This window comes from Paenibacillus woosongensis (genome assembly GCF_009725165.1).
Taxonomy (GTDB): Bacteria; Bacillota; Bacilli; order Paenibacillales; family Paenibacillaceae; genus Fontibacillus; species Fontibacillus woosongensis.
This window is the reverse complement of the sequence record NZ_WNZW01000015.1, coordinates 1-12,536: the sequence shown is the minus strand read 5'-3', so window position 1 is coordinate 12,536 and position 12,536 is coordinate 1. Positions and strand designations below refer to the sequence as shown.

Sequence of the window (12,536 nt, the reverse complement as noted above, 5' to 3'; positions counted from 1 at the left end):
CTTCCTTAAGGAAAAGTTCTAAGTGCATTCCCGTTTAACATCGATATCATCTCTGCAATATGCTCTATTGATTCTTTAAATCCTCCATTTGCCCATTTGGTAATTATGGCTACAGTGCCATAAGTGCAATAATCACTTATATACTCAATATCTTTATGATCCAACTTAGGATTTAGGGTTTTTATTTGTTCCTGAAACTCATGATCCGATCTACTAAGTAATTGAATTAGAATGTCTGAATAGCCGTTTTCTCCAAAAATCAGCTTGCTATAACCTCGATTTAAATAGATTAATTCTAACCATGTCGATACTGGCATTTTTTCTTCATAAGATCCTTGCTTTTCCCACTCGTTAACGAAGTCTCTATATATCTCTGCCTCAATCTGCTCTAACATATCAAAAGGGTTGCTGTAATATTGGTAAAATGTGCTTCTGTTTACATCAGCGCCATCACAAATGTCTGTTACAGTTACACTTTTAATACTTTTCTCGTCTAGCAACTTCATTAGACTGTTTATCAGCGCATTTTTGGTCTTGCGCACTCTGCGGTCTTCTTTGTTCATAAAACCACTCCAATTTCCAACAGTAATAAGGTTATTTGTTGATTATCTTGCACATTACCCCTCGTTTGATGGTTGAATTTCTATATACAAAACATTATGATGCAGACATAGCAAAAACGCAACAGATGGTGGTTATCATACACATGTTGGATTATCACACATATGAAGGAGTCAATTATATGGATAAGAAAGTTGCGCTTGTCAGTGGAGCTAATAAGTCAATTGGTTTTGAGGTTGTTCGGGAACTTGCAAAGTTGGGCATGATTGTATATTTAGGAAGCCGCGATGAAGCGAATGGAACTAAAGGGGCTGAAGAGCTTAAAGTTGACGGAGATGTTCGCTTTATACAATTGGACGTATTAGACGAGAACTCAATGGTGCTGGCAATCAAGAAAATCGAACAGGAGCACGGAAAACTTGATGTACTAATTAATAATGCCGGGATAGCCTCCGCAAGTTCTGATTTTAAAGATTTTTCGGCATCTACGGTTTCTATTGATGAAGTGAAGGCGGTATTTTCCACGAACTTTCTAGGATCTGTTCGTCTTACGCAACTGGCACTTCCATTGTTACGGAATTCAAAGTCGGGACGTATCGTAAATACATCTAGTCAGGCAGGCAGCTTTGAATTTATGACAGATGTTGAAAATAAATACCCAAAACCTTTTGCATATTGCACATCTAAACTTGCCCTGAACGGTGCAACAGTGTTATTTGCAGATGAACTACGCGATACTGGAATTAAGGTGAATGCTGCACATCCGGGATTGGTTAGCAGCGCACTTAGCAATTATATGGGGAATCGTACAGGGCAGGATGGCGCCAAAATAATCATTCAGCTTGCTACTCTAGATGATGATGGTCCAACAGGCGGGTTCTTTGATGAAAATGGAGTAGTTCCGTGGTGACATCTGTGCACGAATGGAGAGATGCTGCTGGGTGTGGACCTATGCAGCTGACTACCGCATCAGTACCGGCCATGGCTTTGACTAGGCCAAGCACGTCGAATACATCTCCCGGGGCTATCGGCGAATAATGATATGCTTATAAAAACAACCATTGATGACATGAAAGTCAGCAATGGTTGTAATTCGGCATAACTGTTCACTTGTCGATCAAATCGGTTGTCTTACTGTACAGTTATCGTATAGGCATTAGAGGAGCCTACCGGCGCCGCATTGAAATAAGCGCTGTTATGAACGGCCCCCGGGAACTTAACTCCGTATGTAATCCCGCCTCCGCCATCCTTGACACCTATAATTTCTACCACACTTGGAACTGGAATATCAACTGCCACCGGGTTATTCATAATATTTATGTCCGTTTGCAGGATATTGCCGTCCACTTTCACCGTAACGACATCCCCGTCTTCCGCGGCGAAGTCCCAGATCAGCATGCGGCTTGTCGTCGTATTTTCCTTCATCTCAATCTTGAAGTCTCTGGCTGCGAGGTCCGCCAAATCATCTGATGAAACTAAAAGGACACCGGCCTGCATCCCTTTACCGATCCCATCCGACTGAACATCCTTTATAGTGCTAGTTGAACCCTGAAAATATATGCCCATCCCAAACGCGATCAACACCGTAATCCCGATCCATAATCGATGCTTATTTTTCTTTTTTTCTGTAGAAGATGACCTGCGGTTGACGGATGACTCTGTATATTCTAATGGAACATCGTCATTTTCCGTTTGTCGAGACTCATATTGGTTTGTAGCGTGTGACTTCGGCCTTTGCTTGTTTTGTCTGTAATTTGCCAATTTCCTTCCTCCACTATTCCATATATTGGTTCTCCCGCCGAACAATCGGGTATTTCCAGTACAGCAGCGACATGCACAATCGGATTGCCACAATCGCAAGCAGCATAAGCATAATGGCCCATCCTTTGGAATAAAGTCCTTCGTCAGCCCATTTGTTAAGAATCGTGACCCCTGCCGAAAGAGCGAAGCTGGTATAGATGATCATGTGCAGGAAAGGAAGCAATACCGTTATTTTACGATAGGGAATACCTAAAAATTGGACCCTCGTGGCTAAATATACAAAAAAGCCCAATAATCCTATTACGATCATGCTGCCGCTTTCTACCGGAATCTCGTTAATTAGAATAATCTTTATATCATCGTATATCATGAAAGGAAGGAAAGGCATAGCGATAATGACAGTGAGCATTACTGGATGATAAAAAGTAAGGGCGAGCAGCCATTTTAGGACTCTCATCATATCACCTCCATCTGTTCTTGAAAATCTCCAGGCGCCAAAGTGGATAATTCCTCGGCTGTAGCATTGGCTTTCTTGCTCATACGCAAGGCGTGGGCTCGAATCGCTTTCTCGACCAAATTTCGTACGAGCCGTCCATTGCCTGCGGTCATATCTCCTTCATAGGTCTCTAAAATGGAGAGCAGCGTGCCTTCAGCCTCCCGGCCGATCACATATCCTTGCGATTTCACTTGCAAATGCGCGATTTGCAGCATTTCCTCGGCTGTATAATCGGGGAATGTAATGATATTGGGAAATCTCGAGCGGAGTCCCGCATTACGGTTCAAGAAGCGCTCCATATCTTCGTCGTAGCCGGCCAATATAACGATGAGCCTGTCCCGGTAATCATCCATCGCTTTGACAAGCGTATCGATCGCTTCCTGCCCGAATTGATCCCCTTCCGCCAAGGCATAAGCCTCATCCACAAACAAGATCCCGCCAAGAGCGCGTTCGATAACCTCTTTCGTCTTGAGCGCAGTTTGCCCTACATAACCGGCAACCAGGCCGGACCGATCAGTTTCTACCAGCGTATCGGCCTTGACCACGCCTAGTTCTTTAAATCGTTGGGCCAAAATACGGGCAATCGTTGTTTTTCCGGTACCCGGGTTTCCTTTAAACACCATATGGAGGGCTTGAGCGGAAGCCTTGGGCAGTCCCATCTCCTGACGGCGCTTAGCCACCTCAATTTGTGCCGATAGGCTTCTCACAAATTCCTTAACAGAGGCCAGACCGACAATGGCATCAAGCGCTCCAAGCGCATTCGCCCGCTTCGCCGCAAGATCTACATATGTCGACAGCCCAAAATCCTCCAGATTCAGCTCATTTAACTGATCGGCCGCAATATCAGGGTGATCGGCCAATCGCTCCGCTTGCTTGCGTATCGCCCCTTCCAGCGTATTGCGGACGAGTCGGCCATTGCCTCCGTCCTTTCTACCCGGAATTTGTTTCTCATTAAAATAGGATTCGAGCAAGCCTGGCACATCCGAAGCCAAGGTAAACCCTCGTGCCTTCGCCATGATCAAGGCAATTTGCTGCATTTCCTCAGCCGTGTAGTCAGGGAATTCGATCTGTAGCGGGAAGCGTGAGGACAGCCCCGGATTGACCTGAACAAACCGCTGCATATCTTCTGTATATCCCGCCAAAATGACAACCAAATTGTCTTTATGAATCTCGATAAGACGAACCAACGAATCGATGGCTTCCTTCCCGAAGCCCCCGCCCTGCGCACCATCCTGCGCAAGCGAATAGGCTTCATCGATAAAGAGCACGCCGCCAAGAGCAGATTCGACAACCAGCTTGGTCTTGTTGGCTGTCTGGCCGGCGTACTCCGCTACCAAATCGGATCGCCCGACTTCTACCAGATGTCCTTTTTTCAAATAACCCATGGATCGGAGCATCTCTGCCACCAGCCGCGCCATCGTCGTCTTACCCGTACCGGGATTACCCGAAAAAATCATATTGAGAGTCTGCCCAGTATCGACATGAATCCCGGCTTCCTTCCGCCTTCGATCAACAATAAGCTGTTTCTCCAACGTTCGGACGAATAGTTTGACCTTCTCCAACCCGACAATCCCAGCCAGTTGATTCTCGATGTTAAATGCTTCTTTCTCACCGATTCCGAAATCTGCACCTATCAATAATTGCAAATCTGTATCTGCAATTGCGTCTGACATTAGCCCTCTAAGCCGAGCAGCTTGTTTGCGGACAGCCTCCTCGAACAGATTGCGAACAAGTCGGCCGTTACCGCTGTCATTGCGGCCAGGGATTTGCCGTTGATCGAACAGCTCGATCAAACCCTCATACGCATCCGAATCTATGCGGAAACCATTCTTGTCCACGATTTGAATCATAATTTCCAGCATATCTTCCGCCTTGTAGTCCGGGAACTCCACGATGAACGGAAATCTTGAACGCAAACCTGGATTCGATCGCAAAAAGGTCTCCATCTCCTGGGTATACCCTGCCAGCACAACAACCAAATCATCTCGATGATCCTCCATCGCCTTAACGATTGTGTCGATTGCTTCAGTGCCGTACGTGTCGTTATCATGACGAGCGAGTGTATAGGCTTCGTCGATAAACAATACGCCTCCCAAGGCCTCATTGACTTTTGCCATCGTTTTTGGGGCGGTAGAGCCCACATATTGTCCCACAAGGTCCTGCCTCGCCACTTCGATTAACTGACCTTGTGGCAGCAATCCTAGCGCCTTCAGAATGCGGCCGATTAAGCGGGCGACCGTCGTCTTGCCCGTTCCGGGGTTCCCGGTAAACACCATATGAAGCGACATCGGCACAGAGCCTTCGCCTGCCCTAGCCCTCAGCTTATTCACCTGAACCATTTCCATGAGCTCATAGACAAACTTTTTCACAGGTTCTAGGCCCGTTAACGCATTTAACTCTTCCAGGACATCGTCAATTGACTCCTGACGAACGAAAGATAGTGCTTTGATCGGGACTTCAAGAGAGTTCGACTCCACATAAAAAGAATCGTTCTTGAAACGAATACGCACACGCTCATTGCTACGAATCTCATTACGGGCCCGCAGGCCGGACAATACGACAGTAAGCTCCTTATCGATCCAGTGCTGCACTGCCTCGCCAAATGTTTTGTTTGTTGCGGCTATATCGGCTAACGCCTCATACGTGGAAGGATGAACAACGATACTTGTCTGCATATCCCTTGACAGATCGTCTACCGCTTTCCCAAGCAAGGTCTCTGCGATTCGCCGCATCGTCTCCCACTCTAATGGTGAAGAGATAGCCGCGGCAAGAATGCTTTGCAAGATCGAAATCGGGAGGTGATTTGCCAGCCCGGACGGAACTTGGCCAAATTCACTTCCTCTCTCTGCATGTTCATCGATATAGAAGATGATGAAAAAATCGTCGGCGATTATGCTCAACCCTTCTTTGGTTCGGAAGCTGCCTTCCGCGGCAAGCTTAGCGACCAAGCTAATAATAGCCTGCTCAGCCCCTTTTATCCCCTTAAATAACACCGTTCCCTCAGAGTATTGGAAAGCCTCCACCATATCAATAATAAAATTACCGGATATTTCATCCGCCTCATATCGCTGCAAATCAATTTCGGAAAAGTGGGGTCTAGAGGTTAGCCGATATGCATGCATCTCTCGAACTAGGCATTCCAAGGCTGTTTTCTTACCCGTTCCGGGAGCTCCAGCCAGCAGAATCACATTTCTTGGCTTCTTAATCTGACGTCCATTCATATATCCCTGTTTATATCCCGCAACCAAATCTTTTATGAAGAACGGCTGTCCGATTACTTGACTATTAATGTTCTTCTCCACTTCTCGGAAAAGTTGATCCAATTGCTTGGGAGATAAAGCGCTCTGTGCATCATTCCGGCCTTCTCCCTGCGACGTATATGCTCGAGTCTGAGCAGAACGGGTAGTCGACGAAAAAGTGCTCTGACCCGCAGCAGTCTGCGCCGAATTGCTCGGGCCCGCACTTCTGGCTCGCGATCCTGTATTATACTGTGGCATCGGCTGCTCTTGCCTCGATGGAGCTGGAGGATCTTCTTTTTTGGCGATAAATCCTTTTTCCCGAACCAATTCAACAAGCTGATACTCAGGAAAAATAAATTTGAGCGCTTTTACCACACCATTGAGTGTTTTCACCATGCCTTTTCGGTAGATTCTCATGCTTCCCGTTATCCCTCCTGGGGCCTACTATTCATTCTATTTTCCTATATTATACTATGTCTCTACTACTTTTGCTCTCAAATTCTGGAATGTGCATTCGTATCCTAATGAATTATATCAGGACTCATAAATGATGTTTTTGCTTCATTTATGATACGTTCACCGTGCTGTCTGTGACGGCAAATTTTCAAAAAAAATGGGCCAACCACTGCGGTTAGCCCGTTCTTCTCATTTTGTCTAGGATATAACTTATCTATTACCGCCAGAAGGTTGTACAAGTTGCCTTATCCATCATATTAAACTCGATCATCTTTTCAAGTAATGAGTATTCAACAGGGCGATCCCACGGGATACGCACGATCTCCTTTGTTTGATCATACCCAACCTTCGATATCTCATCAGAAAAACGAGCCATCCCCGCTTGCTCTGGGGAAACCGCCATATGTTTTTTGGATAAACTAAAGCCGATAATGTATGTTCTATGGTCTGTAAACACAGGTTGATTCCACTTCAGCGTAGGCGATAAATTTGGGAACTTCTTCATCACCCAAGATAAAACATCTTCCATACGCTCTCGATGCTGCGGGTTTTCAATATGATCTAAAAATTCCGCAAACACTTCCATACTATCCCTCCTCGTCAACACACTAATACCCGAAAAAGGCATCCTTCTTGATATTCTGTTTGGAAACTTGATTGTTTAGTAAGTAGTTGGAAACCGCCTCAACCATAGACTTTGGTCCTGCAATATAATATTTGCCGCTATTCTTATATAAGGAGCTGAACTTATTTATCTCCTGATGTAACTCGTCCCTCGAATCTAGGTAGGTTAAACTTATCGAAGTACGATTAGCCATTTCGTCAAGTTCACCCTTAAACAGGTATTCCCTATTCCCATTCATATAAAGAAGATGGACGGGTTTTCCGACTTCCTTCGGTGTTGAATCGATTTGCTTGAGGATCGAGCGAAACGGGGTAATGCCGATCCCGCCGACAATGAAGAGTGCCGGGTTTTCATCTTTGAGATAAAAGGGGCCTACTGGCCCGCGCATCGTGACTTTCATACCTGGTGTTAATTCCAGCAGTGCTTTCTTAAACTCACTCGGCTGTTTACCAATAAGCGTTGTGATTCTAACCGCATTCTCAGTTGGAGCGGATGACACGCTGAAAGGGCGCGTACCATTTTTTACGGACTTATGTGTAATGCTAAACAAACCGTATTGCCCCGCTTTCCAGGTTAAGTCTTTCTCTTTTTCGAACACAAACGTATTTACTTCATCTGATTCCTTGTAGCTTTCTATAAACTTCATCTCTCTCTTTTGGAAAAACGGTATTAAATGATCTTGAAAAAAACTCACTATCTCATCTCCTTCTACAACGCACCCGCCAATCTTGCTGTTCTCGTCCGGTTATTTATTGTTCCAACAACAACACGTTTACAAGTTTGTCGATCCAGGCCATCCAACCATATTTAGCGCCTGCAAATCCTTGTTCATTGGTAATTCCGGTTTGTTCAAGATGCAGGTTCACCTTCCCATCCCCCAAATCCTGAATCGTCAACGTAACCGTATGTCTCTCTTCCCCGACTGCCCAAGTAAAGGACAATAGGTTCGGTTCATCCACGAGAAGCACTTCGCTGTCTACGATTCCATCCCAATACTCGTTCGGTTCATGGCGGAACTGAAAGCGATGTCCGACAACAGGCTCAAAATCATTATCCGCAATCCATTTGGCTAACTTGCTTGAATCCGTTAAGGCAGCCCACAGCTTTTCAACTGATGTCGTAAACTGAAAATCCATATTTAGTGATAAACTCATTCTTCATCCTCCTCTAATAGCTGGCCTAATCGCATCATATTGTTAGACCAATACTTCCTGTAGAAAGCAACCCAGTCCTCAACCTCCTTGAGTGGAGATGCGTTTAACTTATACCGCGTTTCCCTGCCAACTCTACGATCATGCACCAGACTGGCCTCCTTAAGGATAGTCAAATGTTTGGAGACCGCCGTACGACCCATTGAAAAATGCGGTGTGATCTCATGTAAAGGTAGCTCATCTGCATCGGATAACAGATGAATCAGCCTGCGCCTTGTCGGATCTGCAATCGCGTCAAATACATCCCGTAATTGTACAGCTTGGTTCATCGTAATCCACCAAATTTCCTCATGTAGTATTTTAAAAAAAGACACTGTTTGGTGTCTAATTTATTATAGGACACCACCTGGTGTCGAGTCAATAAAAAGGGGTTAGCCAAAATGGCTCATGCCTTACGAACAGAGGACGAGTAAAATACGTCACTATGCATATGCTGAATTTTGTCCCAGTTGCCGGGATTGGTCGTGTCCGGGGAGCGGTGCTCAAGAATAGCCTGATATAGATCAGTTTTTTCCTCCAAGTGGGCAACGTGCCGTTTGGCTTCTTCGAGCTTGGCGAGTGCTGCTTCTTTATGCTCCATCATGAGTGTGTAGCGTTGCGGTATGGTCGCATCCCCTTCGAGGCATAAATCGACGTACTTTTTAATGACCTCAATCGGCATCCCGGATTGCTTGAGACATTTGACGCCATGCAGCCAGTTGATCGATTCTTCATCGAACATCCGGATATTATTCTCATTGCGCTGTACGCTTGGCACCAGGCCTTTATCCGTGTAAAAGCGCACGGCGTGCTCGGTAAGTCCCGTGATCTGGGCAGCTTCTTTGACCGTATGCATGTGAAATCCTCCTTGGAAAATATTTATTGAACATGGCTTGACTTCGTGTAACACGAAGGTTCTAAGCTGATTGTAATGCAAAACGGCTTCAAGCGGAATCCCCCCTTCTGCAGTGTCGATCCCCCGGGATTCGCGGCCGTTTGCTGTTAACATTTGAACAATAGGAGGAATTATCATGCAAACCGTAACCTTGAACAATGGAGTGAAAATGCCGATCATCGGCTTCGGTGTCTACCAAGTTCCCGACGCTGAAGAATGCGAAAACGCCGTATATGAAGCACTGATGGCCGGTTACCGCCTGATCGACACCGCCGCCGGTTATTTGAATGAGGAAGCAGTCGGACGCGCAATTAAGCGCAGCGGCGTACCGCGTGACGAACTGTTCATCACGACCAAGCTCTGGGTTCAGGATGCCAGCTACGAGAGTGCCAAGCTGGCGTTTGCCAAATCCCTGAAGAAGCTGCAGCTCGACTATCTCGATCTATACCTGATTCACCAACCGTTCGGCGATTACTACGGCGCTTGGCGCGCGATGGAAGAACTGTACCGCGAAGGCAAGATCAAGGCGATTGGTGTCAGCAACTTCCTGCCCGACCGTCTGATGGACCTCATCGTGCATAACGAAATCGTGCCTGCCGTCAACCAGATCGAAACGCACCCGTTGTACCAGCAAACGGAGACCACCGCTTTTTTGAAAGAGCAGGGAGTTCAACATCAGTCGTGGGCGCCGTTCGCTGAAGGACGGGGCAACATGTTTGGCAACGAAGTGCTGACCTCGATTGCTGAAAAACACAACAAATCCGTCGCCCAGATCGTGTTGCGCTGGCTTGTTCAGCGTGAAGTCGTTGTTATTCCAAAATCGGTGCGCAAAGAACGGATCGTCGAAAACTTCGACATTTTCGATTTTGAGCTAACTGCGGACGATATGGAACAAATTTCGACCCTCGATACACGGGAAAGTCTCTTCTTATCGTACCGCGATCCGGAAGTCGCCAAGATGATGGGCAACTGGAGAGTCGATCTGTAAACCCCGGTCAAAACATAAACTCATTACGGGTTTATCCTCATCAATTTAAGAAAGGACAGGGCGGATGACCCTGTCCTTTCTTAAATTGAATAGAAATTTTACGAAATGGCAAAGTGGGCGAACTCGCACAAAAAGCATGCTTATAGCCTAGCTCCTCCGGTAGCATCAATAAATTGCCCCGTGATCCATCGCGCCTCCTCAGATGCTAGAAATGCAACTACATCAGCAACGTCCTTAGTGGTGCCAACTCTTCCGAAAGCAGACATTGAAGCTGCTTCAGCATGGGCTTCTGGGTTAGCGAGCCAGTCCTTGTTCATATCAGTAGCCGTAATTCCCGGCCTTACTGCGTTAACAGTAATACCTTTTGATGCAAACAGTGGAGCTAACGCCAAAGTAAGTGTCTCAATGGCTCCCTTGGAAGCCGAATAAATGGAATGCGCTGGACCGGCAACACGAGTAAAGCCAGTAGAAATGTTAATGATTCGTCCACCGTTTCGTATAAACGGGCTAGCTGCTTGAGTAAGAAAGTATGGAGCTTTAAGATTAACATTAATGACATCTTCGAACGTTTCAATTGAAGTTTCTTCAAAAGGAATGGACGGTGCAATACCTGCGTTATTGATTAAGATGTCCAATTGCACAGATCCAATTTCCGAACGAACAACATCTTCAAATGCAGCCCAAAGCTTTTTTACACCAGAAATACCAGTGGTTAACTCTGCCTCCAGAGCCGCAGCCTTTGAGCCCAGCGCCTTAATCTCTTCAACAACTTTTAAAGCAGCATCCTTATTACTGGCGTAATGAACACCTATAAATTCCGCTCCGCCTGCAGCTATTTTTTTGGCAATTTCAGCCCCCATCCCACGACTTGCCCCTGTAATCAAAGCAACCTTACCACTGAATCTTCCTTCATTTGTCGACATATGATCTACTCCTTATAAGAGAATTTAAATGATATTCTGGCAAACACTTACCAATACGGATTTAAAGTTACTTGGCTGGCGCCCTCATATTGTAAATAAATATTCACTTAGCCCATAAATGATTTCTACATAAAAAGTACCTCCTTAGTGATTTTTGAATAAAAAGAATGAAAAAAACGCTTAGTACGTTCTAGATGTCTGCGAAAGCAAAATATCATAACGGTCGTTATGTTAAATGATATTATATAAATTGGTTCAAATTGTCAATACCATAACGATCATTATTTTATGTGCTGTTATACATTTCTGTGCACACTGTCATTCGTTCCATGGCAAGGGCGTCAGGAGGCGTCAGGTCAGGATGATGCAACGGCACTCTGGCAAGATAGGCCATCAGCGCAGGCCGGGTATGGCGCCTGACAGTAGCACCAGATCTAGACGGCCGAGTATTTTGCTAATCGTACGCTATAGGCAGGTACTAGACCGATGGATTGGCAGCATTCTGTAACGTATGTTATGATAACGTGAAGTATGAAATGAAAATTGGATAAGAACCGTTTTAATATCGACCGTTATAAAAAAGTTGAGGTGATCTGACTGATGGGACGTAATCGCGAATTCGATGTGGATCAGGCATTGGACGCAGCACTTTGCGTGTTTTGGCGCAAAGGCTACGAGGGCGCGTCGTACACTGACCTGACGCAGGCCACGGGTGTCGAACGCCCCGCGCTCTACTCGGCGTTTGGGAACAAGGAGGCGTTGTTCCTCCGAGTTATTGAACGCTATTACGAGCGCTATCATGATTTCTTCCTGGCGGCGCTGGAGCTGCCGACCTCGCGGGAGGTGGTCGCACACATTTTTCGCGGTTCGGCCGAATTGCAAACTCGTTACCCGGATCACAAGGGGTGTCTATATGTCCACGGTGGCTTGGCTGGCTCGGATGATGCCGAACCTATTCGACGTGCACTGATCGATGCGCGTGCGAAAGGAGAGGCTTCGCTGCGTGATCGTTTCGAGCGGGCAAAGCAGGAGGGAGATCTGCCGGAAACCGCGAACTGTGCTGTGCTAGCTGCATTCGTAATGGCCGTGCTCCACGGTATGGCCGTTCAAGCCAAGGCCGGCTTCAGTCGCAATATGCTAGAGGCTGTTGCTGAGCAGGCTCTCTCCACCTGGCCTATCAGCAATTCGTCCTCCAGAAAGTCATCCTAAACCTTAATACGGCTAGAAACCAATCACTAGCTTAGCAAGGAAATACGAAAAGGCTCCCGGTAAGGGCAATGTCATTAAGTTAGGGCGCAGATCCAAATATCGTGAAAAGAGCAGGTTATCGAAAAGATAGCCCGCTCTTTTTTTGCATGCAAAAGAAAAAAGGACTTGACAAATGGATGGAAGTGTGTGGCGA

At 46.2% G+C, this 12,536-nt stretch carries 13 protein-coding genes; 3 read left to right on the top strand and 10 right to left on the bottom strand.

Translation table 11 applies throughout. From position 1 onward, the window contains the following. Window positions 1-5 precede the first annotated feature (5 nt). Window positions 6-563, bottom strand: a complete 558-nt coding sequence (locus GNP95_RS22380) for a TetR/AcrR family transcriptional regulator (RefSeq protein WP_155613059.1) — start codon at window positions 561-563, stop codon at window positions 6-8. 179 nt (window positions 564-742) lie between these two features. Here GNP95_RS22380 and GNP95_RS22375 point away from each other — a divergent pair, with 179 nt between their 5' ends. Continuing rightward, on the top strand, window positions 743-1,471 hold the full coding sequence (locus tag GNP95_RS22375; RefSeq protein ID WP_155613058.1) for an SDR family oxidoreductase: 729 nt from the start codon (window positions 743-745) through the stop codon (window positions 1,469-1,471). Between the two features lie 221 nt (window positions 1,472-1,692). Here the strand turns inward: GNP95_RS22375 and GNP95_RS22370 are convergent, their stop codons facing one another. From GNP95_RS22370 to GNP95_RS22335, 8 genes are all read right to left on the bottom strand, one after another. Next, window positions 1,693-2,322 carry a hypothetical protein gene (locus tag GNP95_RS22370; RefSeq protein ID WP_155613057.1) on the bottom strand — a complete coding sequence of 210 codons (630 nt, stop codon included), beginning with the start codon at window positions 2,320-2,322 and terminating at the stop codon, window positions 1,693-1,695. A 13-nt stretch (window positions 2,323-2,335) separates the two neighbouring features. Further along, complete coding sequence (locus tag GNP95_RS22365; RefSeq protein ID WP_230873957.1) at window positions 2,336-2,782, bottom strand: hypothetical protein; 447 nt, start codon at window positions 2,780-2,782, stop codon at window positions 2,336-2,338. Next, window positions 2,779-6,474: an AAA family ATPase gene (locus GNP95_RS22360; protein WP_230873956.1), complete on the bottom strand. Its 3,696-nt coding sequence runs from the start codon at window positions 6,472-6,474 to the stop codon at window positions 2,779-2,781. The genes GNP95_RS22365 and GNP95_RS22360 overlap by 4 nt, the downstream gene beginning before the upstream one ends. Before the next feature lie 256 nt (window positions 6,475-6,730). Further along, window positions 6,731-7,099: an iron chaperone gene (locus tag GNP95_RS22355; RefSeq protein ID WP_155613055.1), complete on the bottom strand. Its 369-nt coding sequence runs from the start codon at window positions 7,097-7,099 to the stop codon at window positions 6,731-6,733. Between the two features lie 22 nt (window positions 7,100-7,121). Continuing rightward, window positions 7,122-7,832, bottom strand: coding sequence for an FAD-dependent oxidoreductase (locus GNP95_RS22350; RefSeq protein WP_330163574.1), 711 nt, complete (start codon window positions 7,830-7,832; stop codon window positions 7,122-7,124). A 55-nt stretch (window positions 7,833-7,887) separates the two neighbouring features. After that, window positions 7,888-8,292, bottom strand: a complete 405-nt coding sequence (locus tag GNP95_RS22345) for an SRPBCC family protein (RefSeq protein ID WP_155613054.1) — start codon at window positions 8,290-8,292, stop codon at window positions 7,888-7,890. Further along, the gene (locus GNP95_RS22340; protein WP_155613053.1) at window positions 8,289-8,618 is read right to left on the bottom strand and encodes an ArsR/SmtB family transcription factor; all 330 of its coding nucleotides are present in this window, start codon (window positions 8,616-8,618) and stop codon (window positions 8,289-8,291) included. The genes GNP95_RS22345 and GNP95_RS22340 overlap by 4 nt, the downstream gene beginning before the upstream one ends. 116 nt (window positions 8,619-8,734) lie before the next feature. Continuing rightward, window positions 8,735-9,184 carry a MerR family transcriptional regulator gene (locus GNP95_RS22335; protein WP_155613052.1) on the bottom strand — a complete coding sequence of 150 codons (450 nt, stop codon included), beginning with the start codon at window positions 9,182-9,184 and terminating at the stop codon, window positions 8,735-8,737. Window positions 9,185-9,359: 175 nt separating this feature from the next. Here GNP95_RS22335 and GNP95_RS22330 point away from each other — a divergent pair, with 175 nt between their 5' ends. Next, complete coding sequence (locus GNP95_RS22330; protein ID WP_155613051.1) at window positions 9,360-10,211, top strand: aldo/keto reductase; 852 nt, start codon at window positions 9,360-9,362, stop codon at window positions 10,209-10,211. Window positions 10,212-10,351: 140 nt separating this feature from the next. Here the strand turns inward: GNP95_RS22330 and GNP95_RS22325 are convergent, their stop codons facing one another. After that, window positions 10,352-11,134, bottom strand: a complete 783-nt coding sequence (locus GNP95_RS22325; protein WP_155613050.1) for an SDR family NAD(P)-dependent oxidoreductase — start codon at window positions 11,132-11,134, stop codon at window positions 10,352-10,354. Window positions 11,135-11,734: 600 nt separating this feature from the next. On the opposite strand from GNP95_RS22325, the gene GNP95_RS22320 reads away from it, so the two are divergent. Then, window positions 11,735-12,343, top strand: coding sequence for a TetR/AcrR family transcriptional regulator (locus GNP95_RS22320; protein ID WP_155613049.1), 609 nt, complete (start codon window positions 11,735-11,737; stop codon window positions 12,341-12,343). Window positions 12,344-12,536: the final 193 nt, after the last annotated feature.